16 protein-coding genes, 1 tRNA gene and 2 pseudogenes are annotated in these 13,931 nt (G+C 62.1%); 9 read left to right on the top strand and 10 right to left on the bottom strand.

Annotated features, from left to right (window positions below):
• Window positions 1–2 precede the first annotated feature (2 nt).
• Window positions 3–419, top strand: a complete 417-nt coding sequence (locus FJ941_RS14410) for a hypothetical protein (protein ID WP_246673827.1) — start codon at window positions 3–5, stop codon at window positions 417–419.
• A gap of 23 nt (window positions 420–442) precedes the next feature.
• On the opposite strand, the gene FJ941_RS14415 is transcribed toward FJ941_RS14410, so the two are convergent.
• Window positions 443–2,653, bottom strand: a complete 2,211-nt coding sequence (locus FJ941_RS14415; RefSeq protein ID WP_140506477.1) for an exopolysaccharide transport family protein — start codon at window positions 2,651–2,653, stop codon at window positions 443–445.
• 252 nt (window positions 2,654–2,905) lie between these two features.
• Between FJ941_RS14415 and FJ941_RS14420 the strand changes: the two genes are divergently transcribed.
• The 5 genes and pseudogenes from FJ941_RS14420 to FJ941_RS14440 all read left to right on the top strand — a co-directional run bounded on the left by FJ941_RS14420 (window position 2,906) and on the right by FJ941_RS14440 (window position 5,758).
• Entirely contained in the window at window positions 2,906–3,469 is a 564-nt protein-coding gene (locus FJ941_RS14420; protein ID WP_027143601.1) for a polysaccharide biosynthesis/export family protein, read from the top strand.
• A pseudogene (locus FJ941_RS29435) lies at window positions 3,438–3,569 on the top strand (glycosyltransferase family 1 protein); the annotation flags it as partial. The gene FJ941_RS14420 and the pseudogene FJ941_RS29435, both read left to right, overlap by 32 nt.
• Window positions 3,570–3,712: 143 nt before the next feature.
• The gene (locus FJ941_RS14430) at window positions 3,713–5,248 is read left to right on the top strand and encodes an undecaprenyl-phosphate glucose phosphotransferase (protein WP_140506479.1); all 1,536 of its coding nucleotides are present in this window, start codon (window positions 3,713–3,715) and stop codon (window positions 5,246–5,248) included.
• A 141-nt stretch (window positions 5,249–5,389) separates the two neighbouring features.
• Window positions 5,390–5,592 (top strand): annotated as a pseudogene (locus tag FJ941_RS14435) (hypothetical protein); the annotation flags it as partial.
• An 89-nt stretch (window positions 5,593–5,681) separates the two neighbouring features.
• Window positions 5,682–5,758, top strand: a tRNA-Pro gene (locus FJ941_RS14440).
• Between the two features lie 99 nt (window positions 5,759–5,857).
• Here FJ941_RS14440 and FJ941_RS14445 read toward each other — a convergent pair.
• Together FJ941_RS14445 and FJ941_RS14450 are read right to left on the bottom strand one after the other, a co-directional pair.
• Window positions 5,858–6,319, bottom strand: a complete 462-nt coding sequence (locus FJ941_RS14445; RefSeq protein ID WP_140506481.1) for a YbaK/EbsC family protein — start codon at window positions 6,317–6,319, stop codon at window positions 5,858–5,860.
• 185 nt (window positions 6,320–6,504) lie between these two features.
• Window positions 6,505–6,789: a helix-turn-helix transcriptional regulator gene (locus tag FJ941_RS14450; RefSeq protein WP_140506483.1), complete on the bottom strand. Its 285-nt coding sequence runs from the start codon at window positions 6,787–6,789 to the stop codon at window positions 6,505–6,507.
• A gap of 231 nt (window positions 6,790–7,020) precedes the next feature.
• Between FJ941_RS14450 and FJ941_RS14455 the strand changes: the two genes are divergently transcribed.
• Together FJ941_RS14455 and FJ941_RS14460 are read left to right on the top strand one after the other, a co-directional pair.
• The gene (locus FJ941_RS14455) at window positions 7,021–7,635 is read left to right on the top strand and encodes a hypothetical protein (RefSeq protein WP_140506485.1); all 615 of its coding nucleotides are present in this window, start codon (window positions 7,021–7,023) and stop codon (window positions 7,633–7,635) included.
• Between the two features lie 186 nt (window positions 7,636–7,821).
• The gene (locus FJ941_RS14460) at window positions 7,822–8,019 is read left to right on the top strand and encodes a hypothetical protein (RefSeq protein WP_140506487.1); all 198 of its coding nucleotides are present in this window, start codon (window positions 7,822–7,824) and stop codon (window positions 8,017–8,019) included.
• A gap of 183 nt (window positions 8,020–8,202) precedes the next feature.
• On the opposite strand, the gene FJ941_RS14465 is transcribed toward FJ941_RS14460, so the two are convergent.
• From FJ941_RS14465 to FJ941_RS14495, 7 genes are all read right to left on the bottom strand, one after another.
• Window positions 8,203–8,505 carry a hypothetical protein gene (locus FJ941_RS14465; protein ID WP_140506488.1) on the bottom strand — a complete coding sequence of 101 codons (303 nt, stop codon included), beginning with the start codon at window positions 8,503–8,505 and terminating at the stop codon, window positions 8,203–8,205.
• Window positions 8,506–8,598: 93 nt separating this feature from the next.
• On the bottom strand, window positions 8,599–9,138 hold the full coding sequence (locus tag FJ941_RS14470) for a MerR family transcriptional regulator (RefSeq protein WP_027143593.1): 540 nt from the start codon (window positions 9,136–9,138) through the stop codon (window positions 8,599–8,601).
• A gap of 213 nt (window positions 9,139–9,351) precedes the next feature.
• Window positions 9,352–9,675, bottom strand: a complete 324-nt coding sequence (locus tag FJ941_RS14475) for an integration host factor subunit alpha (RefSeq protein ID WP_010915609.1) — start codon at window positions 9,673–9,675, stop codon at window positions 9,352–9,354.
• Between the two features lie 101 nt (window positions 9,676–9,776).
• Window positions 9,777–10,748 (bottom strand): beta-ketoacyl-ACP synthase III, encoded by a 972-nt coding sequence (locus tag FJ941_RS14480; RefSeq protein ID WP_140506490.1) that lies wholly within the window; start codon window positions 10,746–10,748, stop codon window positions 9,777–9,779.
• Between the two features lie 9 nt (window positions 10,749–10,757).
• Window positions 10,758–11,828: a phosphate acyltransferase PlsX gene (gene plsX, locus FJ941_RS14485; RefSeq protein WP_140506491.1), complete on the bottom strand. Its 1,071-nt coding sequence runs from the start codon at window positions 11,826–11,828 to the stop codon at window positions 10,758–10,760.
• Window positions 11,829–11,941: 113 nt separating this feature from the next.
• Entirely contained in the window at window positions 11,942–12,490 is a 549-nt protein-coding gene (locus FJ941_RS14490; RefSeq protein ID WP_140506493.1) for a DUF177 domain-containing protein, read from the bottom strand.
• A gap of 3 nt (window positions 12,491–12,493) precedes the next feature.
• Window positions 12,494–13,036 carry a ubiquinol-cytochrome C chaperone family protein gene (locus FJ941_RS14495; RefSeq protein WP_140506495.1) on the bottom strand — a complete coding sequence of 181 codons (543 nt, stop codon included), beginning with the start codon at window positions 13,034–13,036 and terminating at the stop codon, window positions 12,494–12,496.
• A 114-nt stretch (window positions 13,037–13,150) separates the two neighbouring features.
• Here FJ941_RS14495 and FJ941_RS14500 point away from each other — a divergent pair, with 114 nt between their 5' ends.
• Window positions 13,151–13,663: an outer membrane protein assembly factor BamE gene (locus FJ941_RS14500; protein WP_140506497.1), complete on the top strand. Its 513-nt coding sequence runs from the start codon at window positions 13,151–13,153 to the stop codon at window positions 13,661–13,663.
• Window positions 13,664–13,931: the final 268 nt, after the last annotated feature.

Here is a 13,931-nt window from a genome sequence, read left to right on the forward strand (position 1 = left end):
GCATGGTGACCACGCAGTTGGTGCCCGACATCATGAGATATGGCGCACTCTGCTTTCCCGCGTCCCGCCATTCTTTCCTGCAGCGGTGGCTGCAGCCACCGCATCGCGCGCTGGCAGCGATCACACCACGGGGCGCGGCCGGCTATGCGGTAGCGCGATCCTGCCGCAGCGGCTTCAAGATCGGCCCGCTCTTCGCCGACGATACGCGGACCGCGCTGGACCTGCTCGAAGACCTGGCGGGCGCCTGCGAAGGAGGAGACCTTCACATCGACGTTCCGGCCAGCAAGGTGGACTTCGTCGCGGCGCTCGAGGCGGCAGGCTTCTCACCGACCTTCACCACCACGCGCCTGTACAAAGGCGCGCCACCAAGGCTCGACGCCAACAGGATATCCGGCGTGACGACGCTGGAACTGGGATAGGCCAGGTGCCTTTGAGTGGCTGTTCAGGCCGCTGAACGCCGCCCCGGCACCGGATTGCCTGGCGGCTCGTGCCCGAGCGGCGTCACCAGCGTCAGGTCGGGATAGCCGCTCTCGATCAGCTTGACCGCGGCTTGCGTCACCTCGTCGTCAGGCTCCAGCATGGACAGGAACACCTCGGTGGCCTCGCCGTCCAGACGGCCGATACCTTGCGCATCGGCCGGCCCGCATTCGACCACCACCAGGTCATAGGCTGTCGTCAGCGACTGCATGATGATCGGCAGCCGGTCGGCGGCGCGCATGGCACGGACCGGATCGGCGGTGCCGACGGGAATGACATGGCAGTCTGAATAGAGGTCGGCATGGATCACGTCGCTGAACTGCGCCTGCGACGCCAGCAGATTGGTGATGCCGGGGAAAAGCCCGCTGTCCAGCATCGGCCGCGACGCAGCTCCCGAGGCCGTGAGGTCGAGCAGCAGGACACGCAGCCCGGCGTCGGAAACCTCGCGCGCCACCAGGACCGCCGACGCGGCCGCCTCGTCGCCCTCGGGGGAAACGAATATGGCGCGCGCGGCGCCGCTGGCGATGAGCTTCTCGGCGGCCTTTTCGACGTCGATCTCGCCGAGCACGGAGCGCGGCCGCCGGACCTCCACGGTCTCGACCTCGGCGGCGGGCCGCGGCTGCGCCGGTGTTTCCGTGACCGTTTCGGGCCATGATGCCTCGACCGCGCGATTGGCGAACTCGTTGGCGACTGCCGGCTCCGAGCGGGTGGATGGGTCCTGATAAGCGGCTGGCGGCATCGCCACCTCGTCGATCGGTTCAAGCCGGGCACCCCTTGCCGGGCGCATGGCCCGGCCGAAGAATATCTCCCGCAGCAGCGTGAACACCGCCGCCAGCAGAAGGGAAGCTGCGGCGGCTACGCCAACGATCGGCCAGACCTTGGGGAAGTAGGGCTCGGAGGGAACCAAAGCCGGCGACGCGATGCGAGCGTCGACCGGAACATAGTTGCGATCCCGACGCGACGCCGCCTCGCGATAATTGGTCAGGTAAAGTTCGAGCTGCTGGCGCTTGGCGGCGGCATCGCGCTGTAGCGCGTCGAGACCGACCTGCTGCTCGCCGGCCTGTGCCGAAGCAGCTTTGAGCGTGTCGACGTCGGCGACGAGCTGGTTTTCGCGCGCCTTGGCGGCATCGGCCTGCATCGCCAGGCCCTTCATGATCTTCTGGGCTTCGCTGCGGATCTGGGCGTCGAGATCGGCCAGTTGTGATTTGGCCGCGCGAATACGCGGATGATTGTCGAGCAGCGTCGTCGACAGATCGGCGATGTTGGCGCGCAATTCGACCTGCCGCCCGCGCAAATGCTGGATCAGGTCGGAAGACAGCACTTCCGGCAGTGAATCCAGCGATCCGCCGCTCTGCAGTGCCTTGCGCACGCTCTCGGCTGTGCCTTCGGCCGAGGCGCGGCTGGCCCGCACTCGCGACAACTCGGTCGACAGCTCGGCCAATTGCTGGGTGGCCAGCGTGGAATTGTTGCCGCCCATCAGGAGGTCCGACTGGGCGCGGTAAGCCGCGACCTTGGCTTCGGCATCCCTGACCTGCTTGGACAGGTCGGCGATCTCGGGTGCCAGGAAGTCCGCAGCGGCGGTGTTCGATTCGCTCTTGGCCGCGCCCTGCCCCGCAATATAGGCGGCGGCAATGGCATCGGGGATGGCGGCGGCAAGCTTCGGATCCTCCGAAGAGAACTCGATGGCAATTATGCCGTTCTTTTCAACGCGGTAGACGTTGAGCTTCTCGCGCATTTTCTTCAGAACACGTTCATCGGCAGGAACATCCATGGGGTCGTTCTTCAACCCGACCAGGACCAGCAGCCGGTTCAATGCCGACATGTCGATCGTCTCGTCGAATTCGTGCAATCGCGACAGGCCGAGTTTCTGGGCGACCTGTTTGAGGATTTCGTTGGACGAAATTATCTGGACCTGGGTGGCAATGCCTTGCTCGTCGAGGATCGGCTTGTCGCTGTCCGGGTTGCTGCTGGCGGGCCGCGTGTAGTCCGATCCGCGCGGGGCGATCTCCACCTGCGTCTGGGCCTTGTAATGCCGGGTCGCGAACGACACGGCCGCGAAGGCAAGTCCCGTTACCACGAGAACGAAGACCAGAATCCGCAGCCAGTTCCGGCCCAGGCTAGCGAAGGACTGCCTGAGATCAACATCGACGTCTGCGGCCGCGGATTGAACGGACATGCATCCCTACTCCGAAACTGGTCGGATGCACCGTAAATAACTATGGTAACTCAGCCGTTAAGATCACGGTAAGCTTCATTAGATTTACCGGCGGGCGACGGCAAAAAATCGATAAAATCGCAAAACCTTGTCTGCTTGATCGCCATTGGCGCGCTCCTTTACCGGCCATTAACCCTAACAGGATGATAACGGACCCGATCCCAGATGTTTGCTGCGACGCCGCAGCGGCCAGTCGAAGGTACCTGTCCGGCCATGCAAAGCACTGCTTCCCTTTTTCGCGCACTGCTTGCCGTATCATTGCTCGCGGGCTGCTCCAGCTACCGGCCGACGCCGGCCGCCTTTCACGAGGTCCTCGACCAGCCCTATCGCCTCGGCGCCGGCGACCGCGTCCGCGTCACCGTGTTCGAGCAGGAGGGCCTGACCAATAGCTACAGCGTCGACCAGTCCGGCTACATCTCCTTCCCGCTCGTCGGCGCCATACCGGCACGTGGCCACACCGCGCAGCAGATGGAAAAGGAGATCGCCGATAAACTGCGGCAAGGCTACCTGCGCGACCCTGACGTCTCGGTGGAGATCGATCGTTACCGGCCGATCTTCGTCATGGGTGAGGTGGGCGCCGCCGGCCAGTATTCCTATGTGCCCGGCCTGACTGTGCAGAAGGCCATCGCCATCGCCGGAGGCTTCACGCCACGCGCCAACCAGGAGAGCGTCGACATCACCCGCGACATCAACGGCAAGGTGATAACGGGCCGCGTGGTCACCTCCGATCCGCTGCTGCCGGGCGATACCGTGTACGTCCGCGAACGCCTGTTCTGAACAGCGTGACGGGCAACTCAGGATCGTCCACCGCTTTCGCTCACCCGTCGGAGCAATTTTCCGGCACGTGCGCGGCCTGACGGAAGCGCGGGTCGTCGCCGTGCTGGAGATACTTGCCGCGGCGAGGCCAATGACTTCGCCGCGCTCGAAAGGTAGTTCAGGCTCATCCAAAGCCACAGGTTGTTTCAAGGGTTTCTTAGCTCTCTTTTGCTAATCACTCTTGGGAAGCTTGCGGACTGTTCCATGAACGAGATCGACCCCGCGCATCGCTTTTCATCAGAAGCGGTGCGTCAATTCGACGGCCCTGCCGATGGCGACAAGCCCGGCGGCATGAACGACGTTGCCCGGCAGGTCGCGTCGCAATACCGGCGCGACACGATGTCGCCGATCATGGTCAGCGGCGTGTTGCGCATGGTCGAATTCGCGGTGCTGCTGCTCTCGGGGCTCTGCGTCTATTTCTACTATGTCGGTTTCTTCAATTACCTCGCCTGGCAATATCCGCTGACGATAGCCGCCGCGTCGTTCCTCGCAGTGGTGCTGCTCGATGTCACCGATTGCTACCAGGTGGTGTCCCTGATGCGGCCGATCACCAATTTTGGGCGCATCCTGCTGGTCTGGGCCGGCACCTTCGCCCTGATGGCGTTGACGGCGTTCACCATGAAGATGTCACAAGACTATTCGCGCCTGCTGTTCGGCACGTGGTTCGTCGTTGCCTTCGTCTGCCTTTTCGGTCTCAGGCTGATGATGTCGAAGCTGATCCGGCGCTGGGCGCGCGATGGCAGTATGGAACGGCGCGCCGTCATCGTCGGTGGCGGCAAGGCGGCGGAAGTGCTCATCCGCTCGGTGGAAAAGCAGCCCTACAACGACATCCGCATCTGCGGCATCTTCGATGATCGCAACGACAAGCGTTCGCCAGCCCTCGTCGCCGGCTATCCCAAGCTCGGCACCATTTCAGAGCTGATCGAATTCGCCCGCATCGCCCGTATCGACATGTTGATCGTGTCGTTGCCGCTGACCGCCGAATCGCGCGTCCTGCAATTGCTGAAGAAACTTTGGGTGCTGCCGGTCGACATCCGACTGTCGGCCCATTCCAATGCGCTGCAGTTCCGTCCGCGCGCCTATTCCTACATCGGCTCGGTGCCGATGCTCGACATCTTCGACAAGCCGATCAACGACTGGGACTCGGTCGCCAAGCGCGCTTTCGACATCATCTTCAGCGTCATTGGCATCGTCGCGTTCTCGCCTGTGATGCTGGCCACGGCGATCGCCATCAAGCTCGACAGCAAGGGACCGGTGCTGTTCAAGCAGAAGCGGCATGGCTTCAACAACGAGATCATCGAGGTCTACAAGTTCCGCTCCATGTATACCGACCGGTCGGATCCGACCGCCAAGCAGACGGTGACCAAGAACGATCCGCGCGTCACCCGTGTCGGCCGCTTCATCCGCAAGACCTCGATCGACGAGCTGCCGCAGTTCTTCAACTCGCTGCTCGGCTCGCTGTCGCTCATCGGTCCGCGCCCGCACGCCATTGCCGCGCAGTCGCACAACCTTCTCTACAACGAGGTGGTCGATGGCTATTTCGCGCGCCACAAGGTCAAGCCAGGGGTCACCGGCTGGGCGCAGATCAATGGCTGGCGCGGCGAGATGGACACCAATGAGAAGATCCGCATGCGGACCGAATACGACCTCTATTACATCGAGAACTGGTCGCTGCTGTTCGATCTGCGGATCCTGTTCCTGACACCGATCCGCCTGCTCAATACGGAAAACGCCTATTGAGCGCGATCAGCCATGATCCGCCGCGTGCGCTGACCCTCCTCTTCTGTCGGGCTTCGTCATCGGCGAGCCGGCGCCTTACCAAATCTACATGGCCGGTTGATCGCCATCTGAGCTCTGTTCGGCCTGAGGATTTCGCTTACGGCGGCCGGATTCCGCATCCTGCTGCGCGACCGGCCGTGGCAGCCTACCTGCTATGCGCCTACGTCGCCTTCATCGGCAATATCGGGCCCGGCACCTTCATCGACATCGACCACTGGCGCCATATGTATCTGCCGCTCGGCCTAGTCTGGGGCGCCATCACCCTGGAATACCGCCATCAGCGGCTGTTACGCCCGGTATCGTAGGTCTCATTCGAGCCCGCGATCGCGGCAAGATAATTATCGCGGAAATCGGTTGACCCGAGCCGGGTTATCAAGATACATCGCGACCGGTCCGGAGTGTAGCGCAGCCCGGTAGCGCACTTGACTGGGGGTCAAGGGGTCGTCGGTTCGAATCCGGCCACTCCGACCATTTTAAAGCAGGACTTGCCCCCAAAAGTCCGCCTCTGCCGCATCCCCTCATTCTCGAACTGCCCATTCTGCGCGGCTCAGCTCTGGATTGGATCCGGCGCTAGGCCTGGCACACATCCACCCACTCCGCGCCGACGAGCTCAACCATGCGCTGTGGCCCAATGCGCACCGCCGCGTTGGTGGCGCCGGCGGCGGGTACGACCTCAGCGAATTCGCGCAGCGAGACGTCGCAATAGACCGGCAGCGGCGCCGGCAGGCCGAACGGGCAGACACCGCCCACCGGATGGCTCGTGGCCGCGACAACCTCTTGTGCGTCCAGCAGGCGTGGCTTGCCGCCGAACTGGTCCTTGAACTTGCGATTGTCCAGCCTGGCGATGCCGCTGGTCACGATCAGCATGGTACGCTCGCCGACGCGAAGGCAGATCGTTTTGGCGATCTGCGCCGGCAGGACGCCATGCGCTTCCGCCGCCATCGTCACCGTCGCCGAACTCGATTGCGTGACAATGACCTCGATATCAGGCGCGTGAGCCGCGAAGAAAGCACCAACGGAGTCCAGGCTCATATCGAAAAACTCACGGTTCAGACCCGATGCAAGGCAGATGCGATCGGCGCGAATTTGGATGCCGAACGTATAAACACGCGTGACTTGCAAATCGGCAAGCCCGGCCTGCCGGAGAACGCCATGGCGTCAACAAGAAACCCGCCAAGCAGGCCTTGGCGGGTTTCTTGCGCATGCCGGTCGCCGATCTATGCCTGAGGCCGGCCTTGTGCGGCCAGCGTCGGTGCGGCGGAAGCAAGGGAAGCGTCCTGGGGCAAACGAAGCGCGGACGCGATACGACGCAGCTTCGCCGGGTCGGCCGCCCGGCCGCTCTCGATGTCCTCGATCTCGTCGACCGAGAGGCCGCAGGTCAGCGAAAGCGCTTCGAGGCTGTATCCGCGCGTTTCCCGCATTGCCCTGAGGGTGTTGTAATCTGGCCCGATCTCGTTTGCTAATGGTTCGGAGAGGGCGTGGCTTTTTGCATTTTTGGGCATTGGCAACTCCGTTGGCTGAAAGCGTTTGATCAAAATGGATGTTGCCTGAGACGAGCAGGAAGATGCCCTCTCGCCGGCGATTTGCCAAGCGCTGCCTAGCCCTGTCCCGATCAAGTTGTTTTGAACGCCCGAGCGGCTTTTGCCCGGCAGTTTCGCCCCACCCGTTCGTTATCTCGATGTCGCTGGCGTGAAACCATCCCTTTCCAGCCAGTCTTTCCCAAAAGGACACCCATGAACCTCAAGACACCCCTCCTCGTGCTCGGCACGATTTCGATGCTTTCCGGCGTCGCTGTGCCCAGCGCGCAGGCCGCGGACACATTGCGCGTGCGCGGCACCGTGGTCAGCTTCGAGCCGTCGCTGCTGACCGTGAAAACTCGTCAGGGCGATACTTCCGCCATCAAACTGAAAGACGGCTGGAAGCTTTCAGGCGTCGCAAGCGCATCGCTAAAAGACATCAAGCAGGGCGATTTCCTCGGCATCGCCTCTGTCTCCAAGGCTGACGGCGGCAGCGGCGCGCTCGAAGTGGTGGTCTTTCCCGCGGCTTTGAAAGGCACTGGCGAGGGTGACCGCCCCTGGGACCTGGAGCCGAACAGCCGCATGACCAACGGAACCGTCGCCGACGTCACCGACATAAACGGGCGGGCCGTGACGCTAACCTACGACAACGGGCGGACGAAGAAGATCTCCATACCCGACGGCACGCCTGTCGTGACCTTCGCGCCGGCCGCGCCGACCGATCTCAAGCCAAGCGCGACCGTTTTCGTTACCGGGCAGCGCGAGGCTGACGGCACGCTCAGCGCCAGCCGCGTCGTGGTGGGCAACAATGGTGTGATCCCGCCGATGTAGGCCAAAACAGCCGGCTTTCGGCCCTGGCGATTATCGAGCAGGAAGCCGGTTTCCTCGGAAACAGTTCAGAAAAAAGATTCTACAATCGGGAAATACTGAGGAAAAAAATCAGGAGCGTAATTCCATTCGCGGCGGTCGGGATATCGGCCCGATTGATACCTGCCTGCGAAAAAAGGAAACGATCCAATGAAGAAGTCCCTCCTCTCGGCCCTCGGGCTTGCAGCAGCAATCGCTTTCGCGGTGCCGGTGGTCGGCGCGACGAGCGCGAACGCAGCCCCAATGGCAAAGCATCATCACCACCGTCACCACTACCATCATCGTTACCATCACCGCTATCACCATCATCATCATCACCACATGAAGAAGATGGGCAACAAGGCCTAAGCAGACCGCCAACGAGAAGACCGGCCTTGGTTTCTTGTTCAAGGCTGGTCTTCTCCTGGTCAGCAATGCCAAGCCGGACGACCGGTACTCGAACTGTCGCCGGATAGCAGCGCCAGTCCAGCTAGCGACAACAAGGGAATGGCGTCCGTGGATAGGCGAGTTCCCCTTGTGCCGGGGTAGCGGTCAGCGCCGGCTGAACAGCAGGCTGGCGGCCAGGCCGAGCACGACAAGGCCGACCGCGACGGCGGCCGCCGGATGGTCGCGTGCCGATTTCTCAATCACCCTGCCCTGTTTGCGGATTGCCGGCATGGCATCGCGCAGGCGCTCCGCAAGATCCGAATATGTATCAAGAGCAGCATCACGGCCGTCTCCATAATAAGCGCCACCCCGCTTTGACACTGCCTTGCGCAACGCCGCGAGTTCCCTCGAGAGAGCCGCGACCTGCTTTTCGAGGTCGATGTCCGACAGGGTTGAATATGATGCCATCATGCGTTTCCTTGTCTTGCAGAAGGAAACGTAACGCCTCACCCGACCGCCGGTTCCGGTTTTCGACGCGTCGAAGGCACTGGCCCCCCGGGGTCAGCGCACCTGGTCAAGCAGGCGCTTGCATTCCAGGAGGTCGAACAACGCCTCCTGCAGCAGCGCGCGATTGTCACGCGAGAGTTTCGACGCGTCCGGCGCAACCGGACCTTCCTCGTCGCTCTTGCCCAGGCCGAAAAAGCGGCGGCTGGGCTTGACCCTTGGCTGGCCAACCAGTTCGTCATCTCCGCCGCGCGGCTGGGATGCCGGCGTCAGCGGCACCTGGTCGGCCTGCTTGCGTTGCGAAATCGCCTCGACGGCGGCCATGTCGCCATTGCCGATAGCGACCAGGAAATGATTGCCGTTTTCGCGCAGCAGCTTCTGCACGCCCTTGATGGTGTAGCCCTGGTCATACAGCATATGGCGGATGCCCTTGATCAGTTCGACATCCTGCGGCCGGTAATAGCGACGGCCGCCGCCGCGCTTCATCGGCTTGATCTGGTTGAAGCGCGTCTCCCAGAAACGCAGCACATGCTGCGGCAGGTCGAGATCTTCCGCGACCTCGCTGATGGTGCGGAAGGCGTCAGGGCTCTTGTCCATGGGCGAAATCCTCACGCTGGAGCGTGGCCCGGAACGGTCTTCAGACGAGATCACGCTCAACGAAGAAGAGCTTGTTCCGCCAGCGCGGAATCGATCATACGCCAGAACACCAATCCGGCCATGCTGCCGAATCGGGCCTTATTTCAGCGGTTTGTGAAGCAATATTCAAGCCCGCTGTTTCGGCGGGTCGGTTTTTCAACCGTGCAATGGAGGCTATTTACCGCCCTTGGCCTTGCTGTTCTGGTGAGAACGCAAAATGCGGTTCTTCAACACGTTGGACGATTTGAAGGTCATCACCCGGCGCGGCAGGATCGGTACTTCCTCGCCGGTCTTTGGATTGCGTCCGATGCGCTCATTCTTGGAGCGGACATGAAACGTCGCGAAGGACGACAGCTTAACCGTCTCGCCGCGCACGATCGCTTCACATATTTCGTCCAGTACCGCCTCGACGAGTTCGGCGGATTCAGTGCGCGACAAACCGACCTTCCGGTAGACGGCCTCGGCCAGGTCGGCGCGCGTAAGTGTTTTTCCCCCCATGCGACCGTCCCATCAGTTCAAGCGTAAAATCGGCACAACAACGGCAGAGCCTAAGTAATTGATCCGGCAAGGTCAAGGACCGAAACCGGACCGTTCTCCACTTACCAGCGAACCAGAACGGCGCCCCAGGTGAAGCCGCCGCCCATCGCCTCCAGGAGCACCAGGTCACCCTTCTTGATGCGGCCGTCGGCGACGGCCACCGACAGCGCCAGCGGTACGGAAGCAGCCGAGGTGTTACCGTGCAAATCGACGGTGACCACCACCTTTTGCTCGGCTATCCCAAGCTTTTTTGCTGAAGCGTCAATAATCCGTTTATTGGCTTGGTGGGGCACGAACCAGTCAAGATCGTCGGCGGTAATACCAGCGGCCGAGAAGGTCGTCTCAATGACATCGGTGATCATGCCGACCGCGTGCTTGAAGACCTCGCGGCCTTCCATGCGCAGATGGCCGACTGTTCCCGTCGTCGACGGCCCGCCATCGACGAAAAGCTTCTCCTTGTGCGCGCCGTCGGAACGCAGGCTGGCCGCCAGGACGCCCCGGTCGGCGATCGTGCCGGCCCCCTCGCCTGCCTCCAGAACGACCGCACCGGCGCCGTCGCCAAACAGCACACAGGTCGAGCGATCGCTCCAGTCGAGGATGCGCGAAAAGGTTTCCGAGCCGATCACCAGCACGCGCTTTGCCAAGCCGCCGCGGATATAGAGGTCGGCTGTCGTCACCGCATAGACGAAGCCTGAACATACCGCCTGCATGTCGAAGGCAAAACCGTGCTGCATGCCGAGCCGGTTCTGGATCTCGACGGCGGTGGCGGGGAACGTGTTGTTGGGCGTCGAGGTCGCCAGCACGATCAGATCGATATCGTACGGGGTCAATCCGGCATCGGCAAGCGCGGCGCGCGCCGCGGCCTCGCCAAGGGAAGCCGTCGTCTCGTCGTCAGCCGCGATATGGCGCTGGCGGATGCCGGTGCGCTGGGCGATCCACTCGTCGGACGTCTCGACCATGCCTTCAAAATCGGCATTCTTCATGATGCGGCGGGGCAGCGCGGCGCCCGTGCCGCGCACAACTGATCTGATCAAAATTCTTTCCTATTCCTTTGCGTCGGTAACGACGTCGGATTTCCTAGATGTCAGGGCATGCGGGTTGCGCGCATGAAACAGATCGAGGTCGGCCTCGATGCGGTCGAGCAGATTGTTGCGCACCATGTCGTAGCCGAGTTCGATCGCCGCGGCGAAACCGTCCGAATCGGCGCCGCCATGGCTTTTGACGACGATGCCATTCAGCCCCAGGAACACGCCGCCATTCGAGCGGCCGACATCCATCTTTTCGCGCAGGCGGTCGAAGGCGCCCTTGGCGAAGACATAGCCGATCTTGGCCATCAGGGTGCGGCTCATCGCGGCGCGCAGATAGCCACCTATCTGGCGCGCGGTGCCTTCCGCCGTCTTCAGCGCGATGTTGCCGGCGAAGCCTTCCGTCACCACAACGTCGACCGTGCCCTTGCCGATGTCGTCGCCTTCGACAAAGCCATGGTAGTTCATCGAGGCCATGTTGGCTTCACGCAACATGCGCCCCGCTTCCTTGACCTCCTCCTGGCCCTTGATCTCTTCCACGCCGACATTGAGCAGCCCGACCGTGGGCCTGGCGACGCCGAATACGCAACGCGCCATGCCGGTGCCGAGAATGGCAAAATCGATGAGCTGGTGCGCGTCGGCGCCAATGGTGGCGCCCACGTCCAGAACCACGCTCTCGCCACGCAATGTCGGCCACAATGCCGCAATCGCCGGACGTTCGATGGTGGCCATGGTGCGCAGGCAGAATTTCGACATCGCCATCAGCGCGCCGGTATTGCCGGCGGAGATGCATGCATCCGCGGCGCCCGACTTGACGGCCTCGACTGCTTTCCACATAGACGATTTCCAGCGGCCATGGCGCAGCGCCTGGCTCGGTTTGTCGTCCATCCTGACCGCGATCTCGCAGTGGAAGAACTCGCTGACCTCAGCCAATTTGGGAAACTTGGCGAGTTCCGGGCGCACCAGTTCCTCACGTCCATAGATGACGAAGCGGATGTCGGGACGGCGGGTCGCGACCGTCATGAGCGCTGGAATGACCACGGTTGGTCCGTGATCGCCGCCCATGGCATCGATGGAAATCCTGATCACGCGGTATTCATCTCACGGTTAGGCGGCAAGTCGTTTTAGCGGTCGCAAAGGTTCGGCGAAAATAGCGGTTTTAGGCTGCCGCACAACCGACTTTTCCGTCGCGGGCGAGGTTTTCAGGATTTTCCCAGCAAGGATCGCAGTTTTTGCTGAAATTCATTCTCGGCCGATCCGGTGTCGTCACCGGCACCAAGCGAGGCGCCGGGCTTGCGCGGATAGGGGTCGATCGCCAATCCGAAGAACTGTTCGGCAAGCGCCCCGACATCGATGGTGTCGCCTGAAAATGTCTCGGGACTGTCGGGCCCGTCGGCGTCGAGCAGAATCTCGCCGGCGCTTTCGAATCCCTGCCGTCCGAGCTTGGAGTCCTCAGGCAAGAGCAGTGCCTCGACCGGTTCGTCGATATGCGCCTGGACGGGGTCGAGCGTGACGATGCAGGCCTGGGTGATGTCTGCCTCGACACGGCCGCTGACCTTAACGCCATTGCGCTTCCACGACGTAACGAGCAGTTCGGCGCGATAGGCTTCGACCGACAGCAGCCCGTGCGCCTCGGCGAGTGCGGCGCGCTGCGCGGGATCGGCCTCGATCACCACGGGCAGCCCCTTTTGCGGCAGCCGGGCGACATTGGCGAAAAAGGATACCGGACTCTGCATATCCGCGTGTTTCATCGATTAGCCTCCGTTGGCCCCTGGAAATGCCACAGTGCCGCCAACGATCGATTCGGTCGGCTGAGCACTCAGCTGCCGGCTGGCGTCGGCGACATACCCGGCCAAACGCGACGCTTCCGGCCAAGCGCCGGCGTCGGGACGGACATTACGGGTAAGTGCCGCGGTCAGACTATCATGATCGTTTCGTTCCAGCGCATCATCATAGGCGGCGGTGCGGCCATAGAACATCTTCGCCAGTTTCTTCATGCGTTTTGGCACGCCGACGTCGCCAATGCCCAGTTCCCGCAGCGAATGATCGACGTCGAGGAAGAACTCGTCGATCAGCACCTGCGCGATGTCCTGCGCCACGCCGTCCTCGCCGCGCAAGCGGTGCTGGACCAGGAACATGTGCAGCGAAAGCATCTCGAAACGGCCAAGCGGCGTGTCAGGCACATTCCAGTGGGAATAAAAAACAATCTGCCGCGCCGCCGCCACGATTTGTGCGTAGAGCGCGTCGGTGATGGTGCGGTTGGCGTGGCGTTCGCGGCCAAAAAGGCGCTGGAACATGGGGATGGTCTCCGGGGACCGTTTGTTGAATTGGCCTTGTTGCATCGGCAAGCAAGCTGGTTTACCGGTTTTGCGGCCCAGCGCAAGTTGCGGCGATGGAATGGAGAATTGTTGTTGCGCGCGCTGAATTTCAAGTCGACTTTCACTTTCAGGCCTGCCGGTGCGATCTCGCTGCTGGCTATCGTAGCGGCGCTGTCTGCATGCCACACCAATAAGATGATCGGCGACCTCAGTCCGAGCGAGACGTTCACGCAAGGCTACGTCCTCGATCAGCAGGCGATCGATTCTGTGCCGGTCGGTTCCAGCCGCGAGCAGGTGCTTCTGGCGCTCGGCACGCCGTCAACCACGGCGACTTTCGACAACGAGGCGTTTTACTATATCTCGCAGACGCGCAAGCGCTACGTCGCCTTCGACAAGCCGAGGCTGGTCGACCAGAAGGTGCTGGCGGTCTATTTCGGCCCGGACAGCCGCGTCACCCAGATCGCCAAATACGGCTTGAAGGACGGTAAGATTTTCGACTTCATTTCGCGCACCACGCCGACCGGCGGCAAGGACCAGAACTTCCTCAGCCAGATCATCAACGGCGCGAGCAAGCTGGCGCCCAGCATTCCCGGCGGCACCCCCTGATCCTTAGATTCCTGCTTCCCTAGATCCTGCTTCCCTGACTTTGGGGAACAGAAATGTCTCAGGCGATCGAAAACCCGTGGGAGCGATCCCACGGGTTTTTGTTTGGCCGGTCCGGCTCGCCAGTGGTGGGGAAAACCCGTATCAAACCGCCAAGCTGGGGAGCTTGGACATGAGCAGTGACGACCGTGCGATGCCGGATGGCTGGACGACGACGGGGACACCCGACCGGCAGACCGTGACAGGATGAAATGCTGAAATTTTGTGACAA

Origin of the sequence: Mesorhizobium sp. B2-3-13, assembly GCF_006442195.1 — a bacterium.
Classification (GTDB): domain Bacteria; phylum Pseudomonadota; class Alphaproteobacteria; order Rhizobiales; family Rhizobiaceae; genus Mesorhizobium; species Mesorhizobium salmacidum.